Here is a 23,298-nt window from a genome sequence, read left to right on the forward strand (position 1 = left end):
ATAAATTACTTGACGTGAGGTTCTTTATTTCCTACAATTTACTATTGAAAGCACTTACATTGTGTAAATCATACTTATTAAGGGGGATTTGCAAATGTTCAAGAACAGGTTGGTACGACAGAGCTCCATTCTACTCCTGTCTTTGCTGCTGCTCGTTACAACGGGCTGCGCGAATGGAACAGACGGTAAGGCAGAAAAGGAAGATCCTAATGACACCAGTCCCATTACACTTACTTTCTTTGGCGGTGATTCCAGCTCTAACTGGAACAACATGAAGGATGCTGTCGGGCAGGAAATTATCAAGAAAACGGGCGTTACGCTAAATGCCGAACATGCTGTCAATGGTCGAGGCGAGGAAAAGTTTGCTTTAATGGCAGCGAGCGGAGAGTATCCAGATCTCGTGTACCCCAAATCAGACATTGGCAAGTTGGTCGATGCCGGAGCACTCATTGACTTAACAGATCTCATTGATAAATACGGCCCTAACATTAAGAAAGTGTATGGAGACTATTTTAATCGTATTAAATATAGTAGTGAAGATCCAGCCATTTACACGATCCCGACCAATTTGGGTGTGGATCACATCGCGTTTGATGCACAAGCTGGCTTCGAAATCCAGCATCAGGCACTTAAGAAGCTTGGATACCCTAAAATCCGCACCGTTCAAGATTTTGAAAAAGCACTTAAAGATTATGTCGCCAAATACCCTACCACCAATGGCCAGCCTACCATCCCCCTATCACTTGATGCCGAAGACTGGAAAATTCAAATTACAGTGACAAACCCGGCTGTTACTGCTACAGGTGGACCCGACGATGGCGAATATTATATTGATCCTAAAACACACAAAGCCATTCTTCACTACAAGCGCCCAGAAGAACGCGAATATTTCCGTTGGTTGAACCATATGTACAATGAAGGACTGTTGGATAAGGATACTTTTGTACAAAAAAGTGATCAGTACAAGTCCAAAATCGCCGCAGGCCGTGTCATCGGACTCATTGATCAGGAATGGAACTATCAAGATGCCGAAAATGCGCTCAAGGCAGCCGGTAAGGATGAATTCACTTACGCCCATTTTCCAGTCACTTTAAATGAGAAATACGAGGACCATTCCCTTCAGCCTATCGGCTTCGATACTGCATCCGGGATCGGAATTACAACCTCATGCGAAAATCCGGTGCGAGCTATCAAGTTTCTGGATTTTCTGGCCTCCGACGAAGGACAAATTTTACGCAATTGGGGAATTGAAGGCCAGCATTACAACGTAGAGAACGGCAAACGAGTCATTCCGGCGGATGTGCAACAACGTAAAAACACTGATAACGCTTCTTTTAGCAGAGAGTCAGGAATCGGTTTGTACTGGATATGGGGGCCACATTATGGCGATAGCGTGAAGGACCCTTCTGGCAACTATTACACAACCAATTATCCGGAGATGATTACCGAAAATTATAGTCAAGCCGAAAAAGAGTCCCTTCAGGCATACAAAGCCCAGACGTGGAAAGACCTGTTTCCGAACGAAAAGGATTTTCCGGTAAAAGAGTGGGGTGCTGCCTACAACATGCCTGTTCCGACCGATACGAATTACAATGTTATTTATCAAAAGTCGCAGGACATTGTACGCAAACGGATTCCTGAGGCTGTACTCGCCAAGCCAGATCAGTTCGACGCTGTGTATGACCGCATGCTCCAAGAGCTGGACCAGGCAGGTGTTCCAAAGGCTGAAGAAATCTATACTGGCCTAATCCAAAATCGGCTGAAACTGTGGTACGGTGAAAAATAAGGTTTGCTTGCTTTTTAATGAAATATTATAGGGCTGACAGACCATGCTGTTCAGCCCTTCTACATTAACTTTTACATTAAATATTTTGTTTGGTTTCTTTTTCTTTCCAATAATTACTTTTTCCTGAAACACGATGGACGTAAAACAATAAAATGATTGGAATCAACGCAATCCCGCCACACATCACCCAAGATATTTGAATAGGTGTTTGATCGGAAGACAAATCCGTAAAATTACGACTGATGATCCCTGTCACGATTAAACCTACGCACATGCCTAATTGTGAAATCGCAGAATCCAGAGATAGTAATGTGGAACGATACTCATTCGTGATTCTTTTGTTGAGAAAAATTTGTTTGGCAACCGGGTACATCCCGCGCCCAATCTCATAGATTAAAAAGGTAAGCAATACAGGATAAAATGTGTTGAACACACCGGCTAAAATGAGCCATATCCCAATCATCCCGCAAGCATACATGAGTATATGTACATCACTGTATCTGGCGCCTAGCTTTCGAACTAGATAACTTCCCAAAGTCATACATAGTGAATAGCCTGCCTTGATAAACCCCATAATCCAAATTCCTTGTTCGGAAAGGCCAACCAGACGTGGCTGTTGAAATGTATTCCCCGCTGAGTTCGAAAAGCTGATAAATAAACCAATCATAAACACAATCCAGATAGACTTATTTTCAAAACCAATACGCACACTTTCTCCGATAATCGTTTTAATGCGAGTAGTAGACGTCTTTCGATGAGCAACATTCTCCTCATCCATATAAAAGGAGCATAGAAAAATGCATACAATAATAGATAAAATACTGACCGCCCATGGAAGTGAATAGTTATAGGTTGCGAGAAAGGCCCCCAACAGACCACAAATAAATCCCGAAATGTACTGTATACTGTTAGAGGTTGTAAAAAGAACTTCCATGGGCTTATCACTATTTTCCACAACCCATGATTCCAACGAACCTGACTGTAAACATATAGCCAGACCCCCAAAAACTTGCGCAAACACAAGCACCCCGATATGATCTGTCCAAACGAACAACACACTATAGACTAGAAAACAACAAAGTCCCAAAATAACAGAAATTTTTCTTCCATACTTATCTGCAATCGCCCCTGTGGGTATCTCAAACAAAAAAATACTTACAAAGAATACAACTAGTAAGAAGTTTGCACTCTGCAAAGAAAGTCCTTTAGCTAATAGAAAAAGGATGAGCGTAGTCCCAGTGATTTCACTCATAAAAAATTGAAGAAAGCTGACGGAGTAAAATAGCTTATGAGATTGCACTCTCAGGATTCCGTCGCTTGCTTTGCAGCCTCATATTCACTTCGCAAAATCCCCATCTGAATAATGTCATAGTATTGCCCTTCCCTGAATAGCTTCTCCCGCAGCCGTCCTTCCTCCTTGAAGCCGCATGCCAAATAGCAACGGTGTGCACGTTCATTGAACGCATAGACCTCCAGCTCCAGCCGATGCAGGTTCAGTGAATGAAATGCAAATTTTTGTAACAGTCGGATCGCTTCCCGTCCATAACCTTTGCCCAGGTCACCGTCACGCCCGATCACAATACCAAGGGTAGCGTGCCGATTCACCCAGTTGATTTTAAATAAATCCAGTTGTCCGATATAGTCCAGTGTGTCTTTATGCGCAATGACAAAACCTTTGATCTCGGAGTTGCCGTCAATCATCATTTGTACAAAAGACTCACTATTAGTCTGTGAATGCGGATAGACAAACACGTCGCTTAACCCGTGTGTGATTTCCGGGTCATTGACCCATTTTCGGATATTCGGTATATCTTCTTGACGGTATTCTCTCAATACAATTCGTTTTCCAATGATATGTGGCATCGTCATTTTCCTCTCAGTATGTATTTTGTTCGGGTAGTACTCTAGTTTTCCGGTCAACCTTTATGCTTCCATTACTCTTACAAACTCCAGAAAACGTGTACCTTTATAATGAAGCTCCCCACGATCTCCGATCACAATCATACCAAAATCCGTATCCTTCACCTCCAGCTCCATATGCTCACCCCCGTCAAACTCAAAGGTGATATAATAATATGTCGAAGCTGAAAAATCGCCTGATCCCCCGCGCACTCTCGTCCGTTTATCCACAACCTTACATGAACGTTTTACCCGTTCGGCTGCTTGATTGGACAGGCCCGCTCCTATCGTTTTGACAATTCCCATAATGATTACAAAAACAATAAGTCCAAATACTATAAAAAAGATTGTATTAAAGGATTGAAATTCCATAAAATCACTTCCCATTTGCTTCATCCTTTCTACAGTAAAATGTAAATTTTCCATTCTATTGCCCATTGACAAATCGTACATCTTCACCCTCAAAAACTCCAATACTTTTTTAACATACTTACGAAAAAAAAGTTCTTTCGCTCTTTTCCGCACCCCGCTTGGACTTATACCCGATCTGGGTCCTCTGATCCCTTCTAGACCGATTGACAAAACTATATATAGATATAAAATAGAGAATGTACTCTAAATATAGTGTAAAAAACGTATTTATGCCCGATATCTTGAAGATACAGGTATGAAAATACATGTAAATATAGAGTCAAAATCTTAAATGGCGCAGCCAGCAAGGGATTCCATCTATAATAGATCCTAGGCAATGCGTTTTCTTTTTTCGTTAATTGTTTAAGGAGGTTGCATACCATGCTGATTGCATATGATTCGAAGACCGGCAATGTAAAAAGATTTATAAACAAGCTCAAGCTTCCAGCGGTTCAGATCGAGGAGCAAATGACTATAGAAGAACCTTACGTACTTATTACATATACAACTGGGTTTGGGCAGATACCTGAGAGGGTGTCTTCCTTTTTAAAAAAGAATGCTCAAAACCTTGTTGGTGTAGCTGCAAGCGGCAACCGTAACTGGGGTGAGAAATTTGCCAAAAGTGCGGATTTGATTGCCGATCATTATAATGTCCCCGTGATTAGTAAATTTGAATTATCTGGAACGTTCGGAGATGTAGAGCGTTTTAAACAGGAGGTGAGCCGAGTTGCGGCATATTGAATTGAACAACATGTTGATGAAACGCGATACAGACGGCTTTTTCCAATTGGAAAAAGACCAAGAGGCTGTAGCAGAGTTTATGAAGGAAGTTCAGGAACGGAGTTTGAAGTTTGCTGACACAGCCGCTCAAGTGCTGTATATGATTGAGAATGATTATTACGAAAATTTCTATAACAGCTACACGGCTGACGAAATTAATGATATTTTCCATATCACTCATAGCTATAATTTTAAATTTCCTTCCTATATGGCAGCATCCAAGTTTTACACCGACTATGCAATGAAGAGTAACGACCGGAAAGTCTATCTGGAACATTACCCTGACCGGGTTGCTGCTGTCGCGCTGCATTTAGGACGCGGTAACGCCGATAAGGCACGCCTGTTGTCCCGCTCGATGATGGAGCAACGCCTTCAGCCAGCAACACCAACCTTCCTGAATGCAGGCAAAAGCCGCCGTGGGGAATTGGTATCCTGCTTCCTGCTCGAAATGGACGACTCCCTGAACTCAATTAACTATGTGCTGAACACCTGCATGCAGTTGTCCAAAATCGGGGGCGGTGTTGCGGTCAACCTGTCGAAACTGCGGGCACGCGGCGAAGCGATTAAAGGCGTAGAAGGCGCAGCAAAAGGCATTATGCCTGTGCTGAAGCTGATGGAAGACGGTTTCTCCTATGCGGATCAAATGGGGCAACGTAAAGGCTCTGGGGCAGCCTATTACAACATTTTCGGATGGGACGTGCTTGAGTTCCTGGATAGCAAAAAAATCAATGCTGACGAAAGAGTACGTCTCAAGACACTTTCTATTGGATTACTGGTGCCAAACCGCTTTTACAAGCTGGCTCAAGATAATGAACCGCTGCATGTATTTGCTCCTTACAGTGTGTTCAAAGCCTATGGAACGCATCTGGACGACATGGATTTGGATGAAATGTACGATACGTTGCTCGCTGACGATCGGGTGAAGAAAAAAATAGCGATGAGCGCACGTGACATGCTGACGAAAATTGCCATGATTCAGTTGGAGTCTGGTTATCCATATATCATGAACAAAAGTAACGCGAACCAGGCACATGCTCTTAAAAACGTGGGTCAAGTCAAGATGTCGAACCTATGCACGGAAATCTTCCAGTTGCAGGAAACTTCCGAAATTACAGATTACGGCCAACAGGATACCATCCGCCGGGACGTGAGCTGTAATCTAGCTTCTCTGAACATTGTAAATGTGATGGAACATGGCAAAATCCGCGAATCCGTTCACGAGGGTATGATTGCTCTCACCTCGGTCAGCGATATGACCCAAGTAGCTAATGCACCGGGTGTTGCGAAAGCAAACCGTGAAATGCACTCCGTCGGACTGGGTGTTATGAATCTGCACGGCTATCTTGCCAAGAACAAAATTGCGTATGAAAGCAATGAAGCGAAGGACTTTGTCCGTACCTTCTTCATGACGATGAACTATCATTCCATTGAAAAAAGTATGGAAATCGCTAAAGCAGCTGGACAAAGCTTTTATGGATTTGAGGAATCGGATTATGCGACAGGCGTATATTTTGACCGATACCTGAACACAGATTATCGTCCAACAACTGCACGTGTACAAGAGTTGTTCAAAGACATCTATGTTCCGACTTCAGCGGACTGGGACAAATTAAAAGCAGATGTGATGAAAAATGGTCTGTACCACGCCTATCGTATGGCGATTGCGCCGACTGCTAGCATTTCGTACATTCAAAATGCAACATCCAGCGTCATGCCGATTGTTGAGCAGATTGAAACCCGTACCTATGCCAATTCGACGACCTACTATCCAATGCCTTATTTACAAAAGGATAACGTGTTCTTCTATAAATCTGCTTATCAAATGGACCAGTTCAAAGTGCTTGATCTGATTGCAGAAATCCAGCCGCACGTGGACCAAGGGATTTCGACCGTGCTTCATGTGAACAGTGACGTGACTACGCGTCAGTTAGCACGTTGCTATCTGTACGCTGCACACAAAGGACTTAAATCGTTATACTACACACGCACCAAAAAGCTGTCTGTGGAAGAGTGCCTCACCTGCTCCATCTAAAGTATAAGGTAACAAGCTGTAGTATAAAAATTAGATTTTGAATAGATATAGATGCTTTGCATTAGAAGCTGTATCCAGCGTGTGGTTCAGACCTTTACGGGACTGGACAGACCCTCGCGGATACAGCTTCCGTATGTCAAGCATACGATGATTCGCCTGCACTATTTCAATGTGTGTTTTCAGGGAATCTCGCAAGCTGAAGGGAGAATGCTAACAATGACAGGTATACAAGCTGTAAACTGGAATCGCTCGGACGATGATTTCACACTGATGTTCTGGAACCAGAACATTATGCAATTTTGGACGGATGATGAAATCCCGTTGTCTGACGATAAAATGTCCTGGGTAACCCTCAGTGATATCGAAAAAGAAGCCTACATGAAGGTGCTGGGCGGCTTGACGCTACTGGATACCATTCAAGGCGGCGTGGGTATGCCGCAAATTATGGAGCATGTGGACGGACTACAGCGCAAAGCCGTACTAAGCTTTATGGCGATGATGGAACAAATTCATGCCAAGTCGTACAGTAGCATCTTTACAACGCTAGCTTCCACGGAAGAAATTGACGGTGTATTCCGCTGGGTGGAAGAAAATCCCCATCTCCAAACCAAGGCAGAAACCATTCGTCAGTATTATATGAATATCCACACACCGAAAGACCTGTATCTCGCGATGGCAGCGTCGGTGCTGTTAGAAAGCTATTTATTTTATAGCGGCTTCTTCTACCCTCTTTATCTGGCGGGCCAGGGCAAGTTAACATGCAGTGGAGAAATTATCGATTTGATCCTACGGGACGAAAGTATTCACGGTGTGTACGTAGGTGTACTGGCACAAGAGATTTATGCAGAATTGGATGAGGAAGAACAACGTGATCTTTACCAGACGCTGGTAGGCTTGTTGCGCTACTTGCATAATAACGAGGAACAATACACCGAGCAAATTTACACTCCTATTGGACTCGTAGACGATGTGAAAGTCTTTTTGCGCTACAACGCCAACAAGGCCATGATGAACTTGGGCTTTGATCCACTGTTTGAAGAAGAGGAAGTTAATCCCATTGTATTCAACGGCATCAGCACTCACACTAAGCAGCATGATTTCTTTTCTAAAAAAGGAAACGGCTATGTGCGGGCGATGAATGTAGAGCCGCTGACAGATGATGATTTTAATTTTGGCGTCTAAGTACAAATACGTGAAATTAATTTAGCAAGGTGATACTATGAAGAGCCGTCCGCATGCGGATGGCTCAGACTGTAAACAAAGTAGATAGTTTACATATTTTAGGATTTTGCAAAATTCGATTCCAGTCGCTCCGAAGTGCAAGATATAGACGAACTAAACCATTTCGATCTATATCTTGTTCATTGGAAGTCGCTTATGGGATTTTTGCAAAATCCTCATTTACTTGCGTTCGCTTATATAAAACTGGTATTGCCGCTGCTATAAGGATTATACCCATAAAAGCGGGTGCGGCATGACCAAGTGATACATAGATTTGACCTCCAATGATAGGCCCCATCATTCTTGCTAAAGCCTGAATAGATTGACTACCTCCTTGAATCCTTCCTTGTTCACTAGAATCAACAGACTTGGAGAGCATCCCATTGAATGAAGGCCCAAAGACCGAATCACCAAAACCAAATATAAACATTCCAACGATAAAAAGAGGATAGAATGAGAACAAAGCCGATGCTGCAATAAGACTATAGCCTATAATCTCCGAAACCATTCCAAGAATGGCTATCTGTTTATCACTAAGTTTTCTCAAAAGCTTTGGCATGATGAAACCTTGTGAGATAATGTCTTGGACACCCATAATTGAGAACATAAGTCCGATTAGTGTAGGCTTCCAACTAAAAGTATCCATTGTAAATTGTGAAAAAACGGCCTGTAAAGATCCGTTGGGTATCCAAAGTAAGAACGCTGAGATAAGTAGCCTGTTTAAGTTTTTCATGGAAAGCAGGTTTGCAAGCTGTATGAATGGATTAAGTCTTACAAAAGTAATTTCTTTCAGTCTATGTTTCTTGTCAAGGCTCTCAGGCATAAAAAAGAACCCATATATAACATTCACTAAAGTTATGATTGCTCCAAAATACATGGGTACAGAATAATCAAACTTGGCGAGTAATCCGCCTACAGTTGGGCCAATGACAGTGCCTGCACCTACAACCGCACTCACCCATCCAAAGTATTTAGTTCTCTGTTCTGTAGGAATGATGTTTGCAAAATAGGCGAAGATCGTGCTTATGCTCCCACCTGTTATACCCTCTATTATGCGTCCCGCAAATAGTACCCATAGAGCTCCTCCTATGCCAAAAACCAAGTACCCGAATGCGGAACCCAAAAGGCATACTAAGAGCAATGGACGACGGCCATATTTGTCGCACAAAGCTCCAAGTATGGGGGCCGCAAAAAACACGCAGAATGCATAAACAGAGGTCAGCAGCGTAACAACGATAGCTTGTTTTCCCGGATTGCTTATATAAGGCTGTACTAAGAATGGGACGACAGGTGCTATGATACTGAAGCCTATTCCGCAAAGAAACACAGAGATAAGACCGAATATTAAAGCATGTTTATCTACGGTTTGTTCTGTGTTCTGTTCATTGTGTGATCTAAATTTGAACATTAAATTCTCCCCTCAAAAGCTATGTTTTTATTTCCTTGGAAGCAAAAACATCGTATCACAATTTTGCTTCCTCGGCAACAAAATAATAACAAAAAAAAGGCAGCCCGTTCTCAATAGAGCCCGGCTGCCTGTGGTTTGATTTTCATTATTTAGATTTATTCCGACTTAATATCTATACCCTGTTTCTTTATTTCTGCATCCAAATGCCTATTATACTTTTCCACGAAGTTAAGCATACTATCAAATTGTTCCTCGGTTACCTGCTCAAATACGGCTTTATCTCGCTCTTGAAACTCTTTATGCAGGTCCTCATGGATTTTATAGATTACTTTCCCTTGCTCCGTAAGCCGAAAATAGATTTCTTTCTTGTTATCCGGCTTCTGGTAGCTTTCGATAATGCCTTTTTTTATGAGCTTCTTAGTTATTTTACTTATGGCACCGCTAGTCATATAAAGGGACTCCGCAAGTTTTGTCACGTTGGAATCTATATTTCTTTCAATGTATTCGATGCAATGGACTTCAGAAGACTTATAACCCTTAAGACTGTCTTCCATCTTATCCTTATTAAGCCAAACCATCTTGTTATATAAGTCCCTGAAACCCATTATGACCTGTTCTTCTTTGCTCATGGCCTGTCCTCCCACCCGTTGGTGCATTAACAACATAATATAATATATTTTTGTTTCTATTTCAACAAGCGTCTAAGCATTCAGTAAATAAACCTAATCTACTAAACGGCAAGCAGGGTAAAAAAAATATCACTCCCCATGCTGTATGTATATTTATTCTTCAGACGAGGACATACACGCAAAAAAACGGCCAGATCGCTAAAGTAGCGGAATCGAGCCGTTTTCCATTTCTTAAGACCGAGCCTCTGTGAACATTTGAAAGGTGACACCAAACTTGTCTGTTACATTCCCATAAGCTGGACTAAAATGGGTTTCCTGCAAAGGCATTCCCACCTGTCCTCCTTGCTGTAGAGCATCAAACATTTTTTGAGCTTGCTCCACACTATCGGTTGTAATACAGATGCTCACCTGATTCCCACTGCTAAACGGTGATCCGGGAAAGGTATCAGAAAACATGAGCTCTGTCTCACCCACTTTAAGGGTAGCGTGTCCCACACGTTCCTTGACCTCTGCGGGAATGGGAAAATCGGGGTTTTCCGGCATTTCCCCAAAGGTTTGAATAAAAAGCAGTTGAGCATCCAATGCCTCTTTATAAAATTCGATTGCTTCTTTTGCATTTCCATCCATCGTGATGTAAGGAATCAAACGTTTGGACATCTTCAACACAGCTCCTTTAATTCGAGGTGATTAACCCAGCATTTCTCCTGTATTATATACAAAACTTGTCAAGAAAAACAAATCTGTATGCTTAGCTTTAATGCACTTGAACGCCAAGCTGCTTTAGCTCCTTTATCGCTTCCGTAACGTTACGCTGTGGATGAAGCGCAGAGATCATCTGTGCAGTGATCGGAACGCCGTTGAAAATCTGGCTTACCACTCCTAGAGAAATCGGCAACTCATAGTAACTTTCAGCCCAATCCTGATATTCCTCCGGTGTAACTATAATTTTCCCCAGCAAAAAGGATGAGCCATCGTCATATCCCTCAGGAAAGTTCGTGTTGCCCATACTCCACTCCTTATCTCCCGCTTCCCTCCACATACAAAAGGTAACGTCCTCCTTCTCCAGTGCTTCATCTTCCAAAAGCTCCATCATATCATCAGGCACACCGTCGTACATGCCCGGCCAGACCTCATATTCGTCTCTCGCATGAGGACTTACAGGGGATTCGTGGTCAAAACCCTTCAATAGCACACCTCCACACGTCCATAGCATATGAATCGTATCTCCAGCGCCGTTGTTCACCTCACCTAGGCACACATCACCAGACCATTCAGACTGCATACGATACGTGCGTAACCAATCTTCAGGAGACAATATAATGTCCAGCGCTGACAGCAGCAGCATTCTGTCTTTTAAGCCATTCGGCGTTACCTGTGCATCAAGCATCATATTCTTCATCATTCCTCCACCTTGTGTCCATGCGTACTAAGAATTCATCTGTCCCTGCCTATATCTTTCAAGCTTCGCCCGCTCAACCACCTGCCGAATGAATGGTCCTTTGGCTTCGGTATACGCTGCACGGTCATATTTGAATTGGTACGCCAAATCTTTTTTTAAAGTATCATACGCTCGCAGGCTATCAGGATGCGCTTTTAAGTAATCTCTGAACAATAGATGGTTTTCCCAATGCTCACCTTTATACTTGTAAATATGCAAGTGATGAGTTCCAGCTCCCCATTCTCCACGGCGAAAGAAAGCTCTCTCTGGAAAATCAGGCTTATGTACATATTCATATTGAATACCCTGTAGACGCTCTCGATGTTCGGATTGAAGACTTGCCAACTCTTCCACTCCAACCATAATATCAATAATAGCCTTGGCTCCCAGATTGGGAACGGACGTACTACCGATATGCTCTATGCCAACACATACATCTCTGAGAGCCTCTACAATTTTCCTTTTCTCTCGCATATACTCTTCAGCCCACTGCGGGTCATACCCGGATATTTCCACCTGCGAGGACATACATGAACACACCTCCACTAGCTTTCTAAAAAATGCCTTCTAATCGTGCTTGGCACAAATCAGAAGGCATTTTCTTGTTCAAATTAAAAATCATTCAGCAATTCCAGCCCTATCATTCGGCTTCTCAATCACGATCAGACAGGTGCTGTCTGGCAAAGGAACCCGCTGGCCCTGCTCATCCATGAACTCAACACGGCTGGACAGCGCCTCGGCATAGCCCTCCTGTAAATAGTGGCGGCTCACCCGGATAATCGCTTGTGGTCCAAGTGTGTTACGAATATGCTCTTCATACTGTGATGGGGTAAAATAACCAAACTGCTCCTGCACCTCATGCACATAGGCTTCCGCCCCCCATGTATAGGTATATAGAAATTCCATTGCATCATTTACCGGCAAAACAGCCTCATGCTCACCTACGCGCTCTATTTCAATGGGGCGACCCGCAAAATCTTGCGCATACCGCATCAGCCATTCCATTCCATCCGGCTCCAAGAATCGAATTCGTCTGCGCTGCTCTACTGGTTCGGTCATAATACCGTCACGAATGATGATACGCCCGCCGGGTGCAAGCACACAATAGGCACTCTGCAAAGCAGCCTCCACCGTTTGCGGATTGAACCGAATTCCATCTCGTTCGATGTAGGAATAGAGCTCGTGAAGAATCGAAGAGAATATAACCGTGTCCATACTCCCCGTTTCCACATATTCCTCCAACCGAAGCGCATCTCCTTTGATGACATCCCAACGATGGCGCTCCAATTGCTTTTTACGTTTAAGTGCCTCAATGACATTCACAGAAATATCAAGACCTAATGGCTTCGCATCTGGTCTTTCCTGTTCGATCAGATCCAGCAGCACGCCCCCGCCGGGTCCAATATCCAGTATACGGGTTCCAGTCACATAATCCAAAATGACCCTTTTGTAATCTACGGTCTGGTTCATATCTGTAAGATACGTTTCCTCATTGTGAAAGCGATCATAAGCATCACGCCGTAATCCGAACAGATCGAACAGCAGCAGGACTGCTTTGTCATACAGAGGCGTTTTTTCTGCTTCAATACAAAAATCGATTAGTTTCTCAGCCGCAGATGAAAATACAAAATTAAAAAATACAGTACTCGGCAGCTCCTCTTTATGCTCCACGATCACACTTAAGTGAGGATTATGCTTCCGTTTTCCTTTTGAGATGTCCTGCCAAGACAGTGCACTTAAATATTTTTCTATCATTCGTTTTTTATATACGTTAATTTTCTTGACACCACGATAGTCATAATACATCGTATTCATGAGCGATTCGAAACTGATATGGCGAACGGTTGCAGGCTGTTCCTGCCCTGTGCCATCCCTCAATGTGAGTAAAAATACCTTTACCAGTTCTTGAAGTGAAAAATCCTGCAAAGCTGATTCTACATACCAAAGTGTCCGATTCTCCAAGGGAGCCAGCGCCTTCTCTACATTCAACTCCCGCTCTAGTTCTGCGTAAGCCTGCTCGAACGGCTCCCCTTCATGAATGGAAACCGACCGTAATCTCTCCAGTCGCTCCTTTACACTCCAGACTACAGGTGCGTTATCCCATGCAATCCAGCCGATCAGCTGCTCCACTTCACTGCGTACTTGGTCCCATAATGCAGGTTCTACCCCGGCGATAATACACTCATTCAGAGCCCGTAAAACAAGCTCCAGTTCCTCAGGGCTCAGCCAGCCCTTACGAGTAATTTCAAGCAGCAGTCGATTTTCCGCAAAAGGAATTTCTCCCCGTATATATTGCCCAATCAATCCATGCGTCTCAATCAGAATTCGGGTCATGCTATTGCGCGGGTAAGCAGGGGACTCCGCTTGGGCCTGTCTGACATACAGTTGAGAGGAGCCGATATTATGTACAAATAAATTAATGCCCTCATGCTGCCAACGTAGCCGTTCGCGGACTGTGCCTCCTTTGGCTGTCTCAGACCATACCAAAACATCCTCCAGTAGCTCTTTAACCCAGAATGACAATGGAAGTCCGTCCAAAATAAGCAACGTACGCTCCACGTAATCCAGTACAGGATTGGCATCCTTTAACTCACCTATGGATCGAATGCGTTCCAAATTTACAATACGCTCCTCAGCCGAAACAAGCAGCTTTAACCAAGTCGGTGTATCCCAGGCCAGATCATTTTCTTTCCTGTAATTAGCAATGGCTTTTAACGATTGCAGCATTTTTCTCACCTCGTGTGATTCGGATTCGGTATGCACAGGAGACTTTGGATAAGACATTTGGATTAAACCTTGTATATAGTACACTTTACCATACATTTGTAGCTTCCATCTCGTGGAAAATATTAAACATTTGTATCAATTAATCGCTTGACATATTCTAGGCTTCACATAACCTGATTTAAAGTTCCCATAGTTTCCGAGACGTCTCTCCCTCCCAAAAGCAAAAAGATACCTTCCAGCCTAAGGCCGAAGATATCTCATTGATATTGTTAGACGCAGCAAAATCATTTCTCTGCGATGTTTTATAAAGTTATAGCGTCGCTATGTGACACGTCAATCGTATAGCATATATTCTGCTTAGTTATTAACGGAGACGCCATCTGGTACTGGAATACCAAAATCAGGTGTTCCATCTTCCTTCCAGTTGAACGGCTGAACACGTGTATGACGATTCGGGTCATACAGCGGGTCGCCTGTAATTTCCTTGTAATTCCGGGCGTGATATACGATTACATCGCTACCGTCAGCAGCAACCGTAAAACTGTTATGACCTGGCCCGAATTGTCCTGTTTCCTCATTGGTGCAGAATACCGGCTCAGGTGATTTCGTCCATGATTTCGGATCAAGTAAATCCGCATTCTCATCTGCTGTCAACAGGCCCATGCAATAATTGTGGTCAGTGGCACTAGCTGAATAACTGATAAAGATCCGCCCATTCCGTTTTAGAACTGCTGCTCCCTCATTCACCTTAAAACCGATGATTTCCCAATCATATTCAGGAGTGGAGATCATGACCTGCTCACCGCGCAGTGTCCATGGATTGCTCATTTCAGAAATATACAGATTGGAATTACCGACGATGTCAGGGTCCTTCTGAGCCCACACATAATACAGAACTCCATTATGCTGGAAGGTTGTCGCATCGAGAGCGAACGTCTCCCAACGGGTTTTGATCTGTCCTTTCTCCACCCATTCCCCTTCCAGAGGATTAGCTGAATCATTTTCCAGCACGAACATCCGGTGGTCGAACAGGCCTTCCTTCGTTTCCGTTGTACGAGCTGCTGCAAAATAAATGTACCATTTGTCGTTAATATAATGAATTTCCGGTGCCCAAATGTTCGCACTTAACGGGCCCGTTTCATATTTGTGCCACACTGCGACAGGCACTGCTGTACTCAAGCCTTGAATAGTACTTGCTCGTCGAACCTCAATGCGGTCATACTCTGGCACAGATCCGGTGAAATAATAGTATCCGTCACTATGCTTGTAAATCCAAGGGTCTGCCCGTTGCTCAATGACCGGATTATTAAAGGGTACAGATTGATTCATGGTTTTTCTCTCCTCTATGTGTAGTATGTAGTTCATACAATTAATCGCTGATACGTTTTCCCCAGATGGAAATTCCCTTTTCATTCATACCTGTGAAAATTAGAGTATAGCGACCGAGCTCCCAGTCCCATGAAGGAAGCAATAACAGTTCTTCCTTTGTTCCTTCGGATGTATTGCTCCAATCCATTGTTAGAGTACGCTTGCCATCAAATCTCCAGTGACCTTCAAGAGAACCACTGGTTGCCCGCCCTCCATCTTCCAAACGGAGCGGTTCAGCTTCCACCTGACCATCTACTTCCTGCCTTATCACGATGCGCTCCCAGTTGCCGGATAATAGCCTTTTGGGTATATCCTGCTCCTTTTCCCCCGCATAGCGCTCCGGAGAGACGACCGGCCAGCCCTCTGCCGTCCATAATATTTTGCGTACATGCAGGTACGGCCAGCTCTTGTCCGTTTCTCCCCGCGCATGATGTACAATATAATAATCCGCACCGTCCTTCAGGATAGAATTGTGACCTGGCGCAACCCAGCCTTCTCCTTCGCTGAACCGATAACCGCCCAATACCTTGTTTCCGATCTCGTATTGAGGCAAATAGCTGGTATCTGCCATATCATGTCCATTCATATCCACATAAGGGCCTGTGATAGAATCTGAGCGAGCAACGCGAACATTGTAGTCCTCGAACAAAGAATCATACGAGACGAACAAGTAGTATTTACGGAACATTGGATTGTACACAATGTAAGGCCCTTCTACAGCACCGTCCTCAGTTGCCCGATCTCTGGCAGCGATATTTCTACCATAGCCAGATTCTTTGAGCTTTCCAGTCTGGGGATCAAGCGGTGTAATATAGATACCGCCGAAAAAAGAGCCGTATACCATCCATAGATTTCCCTCTGCATCCAGCACCGGATTGGCATCAATCGCATTCAGCTTGTCATGTTCTTCCGTTTTAACGACCAGTCCCTCATCCTTCCAAGGGCCTTCCGGGGAGCTGGATGTCTGCAAACCGATCGCAGACCGTGTGCTGCCAAAGGTAGAAGCGGAGTAATACATGCGATAGGTATCACCCATCTTGATAATGTCCGGTGCCCACAGATTGGTTGCCAATGACCACGCCTCTGCTTCCTTTGGAATGCCGGGGAGTGCATACTGAACCCAGTTCCAATGAATCAGATCAGTCGATTTGCGTACCATGACACCAGGTCTCAATTCTCCACCTGTCTTTACATCCGTTGAGTAGACATAATAGCCTTGATCTGTTTTGATAATCGCCGGGTCATGTGCATTGTTAATGGTCCAGCGCTGTTCATCGTTAATCGTACTTTGATCATACAATTGATCGGGAGGCGGAGCCTGCGGATACACAGGGTCCGGAGTGTTATCCCCACAGCCGGATAGACCCAGCATGAGCAGCATAACCATAACTGTTATTCTCCTCCTTCCTTTACCCATTACATATTGTGACTGCCTTACATCGTTCATCCGTACCCTCCAAGTGTCAATTAACCTTTGACACCCGAAATGGCAACCGATTCAATAATTTGTTTCTGGAAGATCAAGAATATAATCAGTACAGGTAACAAGGCTATAATCGATGCTGCCATAATAAGCGGATAGTCCGTCTGAATGGCGTAAGTCGCATTAAAATTCGCGATAACCAGTTGCAGTGTCTGCGTTTCTGGTGAGTTCAAGTAAATAATCGGTGCCAAATAATCGTTCCAAATCCCCATGAACCATAAAATAAGCTGTGCCGCAACTGCCGGCTTAATGAGCGGGAATGTAATCGACGAATAGAGTCGGAAATAAGAACTTCCGTCAATTTTCGCAGCTTCGATAATGGCATCCGGTACGCTAAGCAAGTACTGCCGCAGGAAAAAGATCATAACTACATTTCCGAACAAACCTGGAACGATCAGAGGCAAAAGTGTATCGACCCAGCCAAGTTTGGAAAACATCATAAACTGTGGAATCATAACCGTTGGGTATGGAATCATCATAGATGCGATGAGTGCCAAAAACAGTTTGTTTTTATGAGGGAATCTCAGCTTTGCAAATGCAAAAGCGGCCACACTGGATGTGAAGGTACCTACAACGGTAACACTTACAGCCACAATCACGCTGTTCTTGATCCCGCTTAACAAAGGTCCTGCTTCCCAAATTTCTTTATATTTCCCAAACTGGAACACCTCTGGTATCCATACTGGTGGAAGAGCAAAGACATCCTGCTTTTCTTTCACCGAAGTGGACAGCATCCAAAGCAGCGGCGCGATCATCACAATCGCTCCAATCGCTAGTACAATAAAGATAATGATATTGGTAACTTTCGTTTTTTGACTATGGGACATAATCAGACTCACTCCTTTCCGCGAAAATCAATCCCCATCAAAGGACGATTTTTCATTCATTTTAAATTGAATCAAAGTTACGATAAAAATGAAGATGCCGAGAATCATAGCCATCGCGGAGGCATATCCCATTTGCAGGTTTTTAAATGCCTTATCCCAAATATAAAAGACGATTGAGGCGGATGAGTATTCCGGACCCCCTGTAGGTGTCATAATGTTCATTTCAGTAAAGATTTGCGAACCACCAATGATATTAGTTACGACTAGGAAGAAGGTTACTGGTTTCACCATTGGCCATGTAATATTGCGGAACATCTGGAATCCGCTCGCTCCATCTAGCTCTGCTGCTTCATAATAAGAGCGAGACACGCTTTGCAGGGCTGCCAAATATAGCAACATCGTATATCCGAGACCCTTCCAGACGGTCATGAGAATCAAGGCTGGTTTGACCGTATCCTTATCCATCAGCCAGTTAGGACCCTTAATACCGAATATTTCGAGGAATTGGTTCACCAAACCGTAATCTCCGTTGTACGCCCAGTTCCACATAATAGAAACGGCAGCCAATGAAGAAATAACCGGGATATAGTAAATCACACGAAATGTTGTCGTACCTGGAATCTTGCGATTCAAACCTAGTGCCAGCAGTAAAGCTAGTACAAGACCGATTGGAATACCCAGCATTAAGAAAAGAGTATTGTACATCGATTTATAAAAGAGCTCATCGCTAAATAAATCTTTAAAATTGTCGAGGCCAATAAAGTTCATTTGTCCCAATCCGTCCCAGTCTGTAAAAGAGCCGTATAACGAATAGACAAACGGGAATAACGTAAAGATTAGCAGACCGAGAATAGGTGGAAGAATAAATAAGTATCCATATACCTTCTCTTTGCGGTAGAGATTAGATTTGGTTATCACAGGGCTCACCTCTGTTTCTAATTTGGAATGAAGATGATGTTAGCAGCATGATATTTAGCCACTAACATCATCCTTTTTTCCTCTATTTACGCATTATTTCTGTGATTTTTTCTCTTGCTCCACCGCTTTATCCAGCAGTTTCTGCATCTTCGGTTGTTCTTGTTTCACATAATCTGCCGCCGTAATTTTACCATCCAGTACAGGTTGAATATCTGTGAAGAAAATATCGTACCATTCTGCATTATACGTATAGTTGCCTGGTAATGAGCGTCCATAGTCATTCACGATATCAATAAACTCTTGTTTATTGTTAGGCTTGGTTTTCGTATCTTTGGACCATTCATCAGCCATGTCCAACAGATTCGGAATTTGTACCTTGGCATCTACGAGCTGCTTCATTCCTTCTTTAGAAGTTGTCAGATAGTTAACCAGTTCAACAGCTTCATCCGGGTATTTTGTTTTAGAGGAAACGCCGATACCCAGAGAACCAATCCATGTTGCCGATTTGCCAGTCGATCCGGCTGGGAACGGCAGCAAATCATATTCAAATGGCAGTTTTTCAAATGTACTCATATCCCAAGGACCTACCGGGAAGAATGCCATTTCGCCCTTCATCCAACGTTGGTATGTGTCCAATGTTTGTGATTGTTCAATACCAGGTGTGATTTTATATTTGTTTTGCATATCAGCAAAGTACTGAAGCGCTTCCGCAAATTTCGGATCATCAATCGTTACTTTAGTTTTGCTCTCATCCAGCCAATCAGCCCCATTACTCCATACAAAGGCTTGCAATGCCCACTGAACGTTAAAGCCTGTACCGTATTGATCTGGCTTGCCGTCACCATTGGTATCCTTGGTCAACTCTTGGCTAACCTTGATAAATTCATCCCATGTATACGGTTTGTCTTTGTCAGGCAAGGGAACGCCCGCTTTTTCGAACATCGTTTTGTTGTAGCCGAGTGCGAATGGACCTAAGTCCTTCGGCATACCGTAAATATCTCCTTGGCCGGCCATTTTACCGTCATAGCGATACAAATCCACACCGTATTTCCAAATGTTATCCAGTTTAATATCCTTGTTCTTCTCAATGTAAGGAGTGAGATTCTTCAACACCCCACTGTTTACATAAGCTTTCACATCTCCAGGGGCAAAATAAAAGATATCTGGGAGGTTGTTTCCTGTAATCGCAGCTCTAAGCTTTGTAGCATATTGATCTGCTGCCGTCACGACCATTTTAACCTTTACGCCAGGATGTTCCGCTTCAAATTTCTTGATTACTTCCTTATAAGCCTTTTGTTCATCTGTTCCACCACGGAACATGAATGTCAGTTCCTTACTTCCATCACTACTGGAACTTCCCCCACTACAACCAGCCAGTGCAGCCACCATTAACAACAGAACGACCATTGTTATTGCAAAACCTTTTTTCTTTATCAACGCGACCCCTCCTAAATTTAAATGAAACCGCATACAATCGGTGCTAAAATAACTTCATACCACTCGGCCTAATCTTTAACTGTGCGGTACACAACCCGTTGTTGATTGCCGCTGTGATTATCATCCCTCTCATGTACCGTATAATTAACATTTTTCTTTATCAATAATGAATTCGTTTACAAACAAAATATAGCATGCCTTTCCTCAGTTCGTCAATGTATTTTTCAATCTTTTTAAATAGTTATAAAACATAGGTTAGAGTAACATGGAAAGCAAAATTAAATCGTATTTAAGTTTATTTATATCAAAAAAACTAGAAATAAATCTTAAATACGATTTGTTTATGAAGTAATCCCTAATTTTGAGTTCAATTCGCTCCCCTCTTGGTTTAGTAAAAAAAATTTACAAAAAAGAAGTTTACTTCTTTTTGATTTTATTTTAACATAAATCAAAGTAAATATATAAGCGCTTACATTACAATTTTTATAGATAAGGATGGTCTATAGCTATGATTTATATTAAGGACTTAATGTCAGGGTTAGATATTTTTAAAGCACTGGGTTCAGAAATCCGCATTCAAATTCTCGAGTTACTTGCTTACCAGGGACAAAGTATGAATGACATTGCCAACAAACTTAATTTGAGTAACGGTACCATTACAATGCATATTCGAAAATTGGAAGAATGCGGTCTTGTGGAGATCAATACGGTGAGCGGCAAGCACGGTACCCGAAAAATGTGTTATTTGAACAAGGATAAGCTGATGGTAGATTTGCGCAGCAGAGAACAAAAAAATGTGTATGAGGTTGAGATTCGCGTAGGTCATTATAGTAACTATCAAGCGTCCCCCACTTGTGGATTGGTGACCCGAGACAGCATTATCGGCGATTTTGATGATCCACGCTATTTTGCAGATCCCGGGCGGCTGGAGTCGGAAATGATCTGGATGGCCGAAGGCTTTTTGGAATACCGCATCCCCAACTATCTGAAAGCGAATCAATCCTTTAAAGAAATTCAATTCTCCGCAGAACTAGGCTCAGAAGCACCCTGCTATTGTGAGGAATATCCCTCCGACATTTGTTTTCACATTAACGGTATCCCTATTGGGCACTGGACCAGCGCCGGAGATTTTGGAGAAGTGCCGGGGGTTCTCAATCCAGATTGGTGGCCACCGCATTTAAATCAATATGGTATGCTCAAATTAATTCGCATCAATCAGCAAGGCAGCTTCATTGACGGGTGCCGCATTTCCGAAGTCACAATAGACGATATTAACCTTAACTATAAAAGCGACATTACACTCCGCTTATCCGTAACCGATCAATCGGAAAACAAAGGTGGGCTCACTATTTTCGGCAAAAGATTTGGGAATTTCAGTCAGGATCTGCTTGTGCGTGTGCTTTATGATGTGCACGGGGAGGACAACGCCAACTCCTGACACGCCACATGTAAAAATAGGCCGAAGCCTGTATTCATTGAATACATGTCCTCGGCCTAAATATCCTGATCCTCACTTAAAGAGATATAGATCAATAAATAAAAAATGACTGCTATCCCAAACACCAACCAGCAAAAGGACAGTAAATGAAGCCTTGGTACTGCATGTACTCCCCATCTCCAAATATCCGTAAGGAGCACCAGTGGCTGCAATAATATGTCCCAGCTATTCCAGCGAGCAAATCTACCAATATATACGCCTATGCTGGCCAGCCACAACAACACAAATACTACAGCCCATGCGAGCCCACCTGAACAAATCCTCCTCAGCATATGGTGGATCACCAATACACAAAGGGATGTAAGAAAAAGGCCAAGCCCTGCTGCTGAAAAAGACGTAAATAAGATTAACCAAAATTGTGTGTTCAACCAAAAACGTGTATCAGGATTCACATCGTAAAAACGAAACGCATGAAGTAACTCAGTCACCAAATAAAGAGCATTCGGCAGAAAAAACAACCATACAATTGAGGAGAAAAATAAAAGAATACTTCTCACTTTTGTACTTCGCAGTCGGGATAAAGCCATCATTCCCAGAGTGATAAAGACCGGAACCCAGGCCAGGAATATATCCCAATACAGAAATTGATACATCCTCGTTCCACTTGTGGACTGTAAATACATGATGAGTCCGAAACAGCCCAACGTAGCTACAAGCAGCACTCCCAACAAACTGGGCAGCTTGTAACCCTTTCTTCTTAACAGCAAGTTTCCATCTACCTCCTGCCTGATCATGCGTATATACGTCTTTTTAAGCCCTACTTTATAGCGCTTTCATATTTAGAGAGGGCCTTTGTCTATTTACTCCACGTTTCGTATGTCCTCGGATACATGGGTTGTTATCGTCAAGGCATCAAAGGTAACAGCACAGCCCTCCCCCACCGGAGATTGAGCAACAACTCCGACTTTGAGCTGGTTAGGAACATTCATACCAAAATATCTCGCCAGCTTCCAATGCTGACCGTCTGATGAATAATGAAATGCAAAGCAATTTCCAGCTCGTGCCACTCGTAAATACGGATTGGACACATCCATCGCCCCAGAGACACAATCATCGGATGTATCCCGAGTGACCACACTAAGAATAGATGGAGTGCTTTCAAAATATTCAAAACACAGCTTAGCCCAGTGGGTATCATCCGCCATCATCATCAAGCATCCTGAATCATAAGGCTGCTTCATATCAACGCGAACCCTCGTCCATATTGTAAAATCACCTTGAAGCGTTGTATGCAAAAAGGGTGCGGACGATTTTACCGCTGCGCCAGACGGATCCCTAAAGAAATCTGCCTGTGAAGGTGCAGAAATTTGCAAAGACTTGGAATCATCGAATCTCCATTCAGCCGGCTCATTGATCCAACTCCAATCCGCCGGCAAAACTTTACCGCTAAAGCGTTCAAATACGTTCATATGGATACCATTCCTCTCTGGCAATAT

21 protein-coding genes are annotated in these 23,298 nt (G+C 43.3%); 5 read left to right on the plus strand and 16 right to left on the minus strand.

Annotated features, from left to right (window positions below):
* The first annotated feature begins 94 nt into the window (after positions 1-94).
* Positions 95-1,786, plus strand: a complete 1,692-nt coding sequence (locus MHB46_RS05140) for an ABC transporter substrate-binding protein (RefSeq protein WP_160789687.1) — start codon at positions 95-97, stop codon at positions 1,784-1,786.
* 76 nt (positions 1,787-1,862) lie between these two features.
* Here the strand turns inward: MHB46_RS05140 and MHB46_RS05145 are convergent, their stop codons facing one another.
* The 3 genes from MHB46_RS05145 to MHB46_RS05155 are packed head-to-tail and all read right to left on the minus strand — an operon-like array spanning position 1,863 to position 4,072.
* A complete protein-coding gene (locus tag MHB46_RS05145) occupies positions 1,863-3,086 on the minus strand; it encodes an MFS transporter (protein WP_341161762.1) in 1,224 nt (407 codons plus the stop codon).
* A gap of 2 nt (positions 3,087-3,088) precedes the next feature.
* Positions 3,089-3,649: a GNAT family N-acetyltransferase gene (locus tag MHB46_RS05150; RefSeq protein WP_341161763.1), complete on the minus strand. Its 561-nt coding sequence runs from the start codon at positions 3,647-3,649 to the stop codon at positions 3,089-3,091.
* 60 nt (positions 3,650-3,709) lie between these two features.
* Positions 3,710-4,072: a DUF2500 domain-containing protein gene (locus MHB46_RS05155; protein ID WP_341161764.1), complete on the minus strand. Its 363-nt coding sequence runs from the start codon at positions 4,070-4,072 to the stop codon at positions 3,710-3,712.
* A gap of 405 nt (positions 4,073-4,477) precedes the next feature.
* On the opposite strand from MHB46_RS05155, the gene nrdI reads away from it, so the two are divergent.
* The 3 genes from nrdI (at position 4,478) to nrdF (ending at position 8,090) form a co-directional block, all read left to right on the plus strand.
* Positions 4,478-4,837 (plus strand): class Ib ribonucleoside-diphosphate reductase assembly flavoprotein NrdI, encoded by a 360-nt coding sequence (gene nrdI / locus MHB46_RS05160; RefSeq protein ID WP_016819181.1) that lies wholly within the window; start codon positions 4,478-4,480, stop codon positions 4,835-4,837.
* Positions 4,824-6,908: a class 1b ribonucleoside-diphosphate reductase subunit alpha gene (nrdE, locus tag MHB46_RS05165; protein ID WP_341161765.1), complete on the plus strand. Its 2,085-nt coding sequence runs from the start codon at positions 4,824-4,826 to the stop codon at positions 6,906-6,908. Before nrdI ends, nrdE begins: the two co-directional genes overlap by 14 nt.
* Before the next feature lie 216 nt (positions 6,909-7,124).
* Entirely contained in the window at positions 7,125-8,090 is a 966-nt protein-coding gene (gene nrdF, locus MHB46_RS05170; protein WP_029516760.1) for a class 1b ribonucleoside-diphosphate reductase subunit beta, read from the plus strand.
* 193 nt (positions 8,091-8,283) lie between these two features.
* Here nrdF and MHB46_RS05175 read toward each other — a convergent pair whose 3' ends face one another.
* The 11 genes from MHB46_RS05175 to MHB46_RS05225 form a co-directional block, all read right to left on the minus strand.
* Complete coding sequence (locus MHB46_RS05175; RefSeq protein ID WP_341161766.1) at positions 8,284-9,537, minus strand: MFS transporter; 1,254 nt, start codon at positions 9,535-9,537, stop codon at positions 8,284-8,286.
* Between the two features lie 155 nt (positions 9,538-9,692).
* Positions 9,693-10,166 carry a MarR family transcriptional regulator gene (locus tag MHB46_RS05180; RefSeq protein ID WP_341161767.1) on the minus strand — a complete coding sequence of 158 codons (474 nt, stop codon included), beginning with the start codon at positions 10,164-10,166 and terminating at the stop codon, positions 9,693-9,695.
* 231 nt (positions 10,167-10,397) lie between these two features.
* Positions 10,398-10,823, minus strand: coding sequence for a VOC family protein (locus MHB46_RS05185; RefSeq protein ID WP_235308060.1), 426 nt, complete (start codon positions 10,821-10,823; stop codon positions 10,398-10,400).
* Positions 10,824-10,920: 97 nt separating this feature from the next.
* The gene (locus MHB46_RS05190) at positions 10,921-11,568 is read right to left on the minus strand and encodes a hypothetical protein (RefSeq protein WP_341161768.1); all 648 of its coding nucleotides are present in this window, start codon (positions 11,566-11,568) and stop codon (positions 10,921-10,923) included.
* Positions 11,569-11,592: 24 nt separating this feature from the next.
* Positions 11,593-12,132: a GrpB family protein gene (locus MHB46_RS05195; RefSeq protein WP_341161769.1), complete on the minus strand. Its 540-nt coding sequence runs from the start codon at positions 12,130-12,132 to the stop codon at positions 11,593-11,595.
* A 90-nt stretch (positions 12,133-12,222) separates the two neighbouring features.
* Positions 12,223-14,331, minus strand: coding sequence for a class I SAM-dependent methyltransferase (locus tag MHB46_RS05200; RefSeq protein WP_341161770.1), 2,109 nt, complete (start codon positions 14,329-14,331; stop codon positions 12,223-12,225).
* Between the two features lie 357 nt (positions 14,332-14,688).
* Positions 14,689-15,660, minus strand: coding sequence for a glycoside hydrolase family 43 protein (locus tag MHB46_RS05205; RefSeq protein ID WP_341161771.1), 972 nt, complete (start codon positions 15,658-15,660; stop codon positions 14,689-14,691).
* A gap of 40 nt (positions 15,661-15,700) precedes the next feature.
* Positions 15,701-17,086: an arabinan endo-1,5-alpha-L-arabinosidase gene (locus MHB46_RS05210; protein WP_341163686.1), complete on the minus strand. Its 1,386-nt coding sequence runs from the start codon at positions 17,084-17,086 to the stop codon at positions 15,701-15,703.
* Between the two features lie 80 nt (positions 17,087-17,166).
* Complete coding sequence (locus tag MHB46_RS05215; protein WP_025723511.1) at positions 17,167-18,009, minus strand: carbohydrate ABC transporter permease; 843 nt, start codon at positions 18,007-18,009, stop codon at positions 17,167-17,169.
* A 27-nt stretch (positions 18,010-18,036) separates the two neighbouring features.
* Positions 18,037-18,927 (minus strand): carbohydrate ABC transporter permease, encoded by an 891-nt coding sequence (locus MHB46_RS05220; RefSeq protein ID WP_013309768.1) that lies wholly within the window; start codon positions 18,925-18,927, stop codon positions 18,037-18,039.
* Positions 18,928-19,020: 93 nt separating this feature from the next.
* Positions 19,021-20,364 (minus strand): ABC transporter substrate-binding protein, encoded by a 1,344-nt coding sequence (locus tag MHB46_RS05225; RefSeq protein WP_250244585.1) that lies wholly within the window; start codon positions 20,362-20,364, stop codon positions 19,021-19,023.
* A gap of 508 nt (positions 20,365-20,872) precedes the next feature.
* Between MHB46_RS05225 and MHB46_RS05230 the strand changes: the two genes are divergently transcribed.
* Positions 20,873-21,802 carry an ArsR/SmtB family transcription factor gene (locus MHB46_RS05230; protein WP_061828569.1) on the plus strand — a complete coding sequence of 310 codons (930 nt, stop codon included), beginning with the start codon at positions 20,873-20,875 and terminating at the stop codon, positions 21,800-21,802.
* Between the two features lie 56 nt (positions 21,803-21,858).
* On the opposite strand, the gene MHB46_RS05235 is transcribed toward MHB46_RS05230, so the two are convergent.
* Entirely contained in the window at positions 21,859-22,569 is a 711-nt protein-coding gene (locus MHB46_RS05235; RefSeq protein WP_069291650.1) for a DUF1361 domain-containing protein, read from the minus strand.
* A gap of 93 nt (positions 22,570-22,662) precedes the next feature.
* Positions 22,663-23,271: a DUF1349 domain-containing protein gene (locus tag MHB46_RS05240; RefSeq protein WP_341161772.1), complete on the minus strand. Its 609-nt coding sequence runs from the start codon at positions 23,269-23,271 to the stop codon at positions 22,663-22,665.
* Positions 23,272-23,298: the final 27 nt, after the last annotated feature.

This window comes from Paenibacillus sp. FSL H7-0703 (genome assembly GCF_038003485.1).
GTDB lineage: Bacteria > Bacillota > Bacilli > Paenibacillales > Paenibacillaceae > Paenibacillus > Paenibacillus polymyxa_B.

Bases quoted from the DNA above. Each gene is read 5' to 3' on its own strand.
- nrdI (WP_016819181.1), top strand. From the start codon at position 4,478: ATGCTGATTGCATATGATTCGAAGACCGGCAATGTAAAAAGATTTATA.
- MHB46_RS05140 (WP_160789687.1), top strand. From the start codon at position 95: ATGTTCAAGAACAGGTTGGTACGACAGAGCTCCATTCTACTCCTGTCT.
- MHB46_RS05150 (WP_341161763.1), bottom strand. From the start codon at position 3,649: ATGCCACATATCATTGGAAAACGAATTGTATTGAGAGAATACCGTCAA.
- MHB46_RS05205 (WP_341161771.1), bottom strand. From the start codon at position 15,660: ATGAATCAATCTGTACCCTTTAATAATCCGGTCATTGAGCAACGGGCA.
- MHB46_RS05190 (WP_341161768.1), bottom strand. From the start codon at position 11,568: ATGATGAAGAATATGATGCTTGATGCACAGGTAACGCCGAATGGCTTA.
- MHB46_RS05175 (WP_341161766.1), bottom strand. From the start codon at position 9,537: ATGTTCAAATTTAGATCACACAATGAACAGAACACAGAACAAACCGTA.
- MHB46_RS05230 (WP_061828569.1), top strand. From the start codon at position 20,873: ATGATTTATATTAAGGACTTAATGTCAGGGTTAGATATTTTTAAAGCA.
- nrdF (WP_029516760.1), top strand. From the start codon at position 7,125: ATGACAGGTATACAAGCTGTAAACTGGAATCGCTCGGACGATGATTTC.
- MHB46_RS05185 (WP_235308060.1), bottom strand. From the start codon at position 10,823: ATGTCCAAACGTTTGATTCCTTACATCACGATGGATGGAAATGCAAAA.
- MHB46_RS05240 (WP_341161772.1), bottom strand. From the start codon at position 23,271: ATGAACGTATTTGAACGCTTTAGCGGTAAAGTTTTGCCGGCGGATTGG.
- MHB46_RS05215 (WP_025723511.1), bottom strand. From the start codon at position 18,009: ATGTCCCATAGTCAAAAAACGAAAGTTACCAATATCATTATCTTTATT.
- MHB46_RS05210 (WP_341163686.1), bottom strand. From the start codon at position 17,086: ATGGTTATGCTGCTCATGCTGGGTCTATCCGGCTGTGGGGATAACACT.
- MHB46_RS05180 (WP_341161767.1), bottom strand. From the start codon at position 10,166: ATGAGCAAAGAAGAACAGGTCATAATGGGTTTCAGGGACTTATATAAC.
- MHB46_RS05155 (WP_341161764.1), bottom strand. From the start codon at position 4,072: ATGGGAAGTGATTTTATGGAATTTCAATCCTTTAATACAATCTTTTTT.
- MHB46_RS05200 (WP_341161770.1), bottom strand. From the start codon at position 14,331: ATGCTGCAATCGTTAAAAGCCATTGCTAATTACAGGAAAGAAAATGAT.
- MHB46_RS05195 (WP_341161769.1), bottom strand. From the start codon at position 12,132: ATGTCCTCGCAGGTGGAAATATCCGGGTATGACCCGCAGTGGGCTGAA.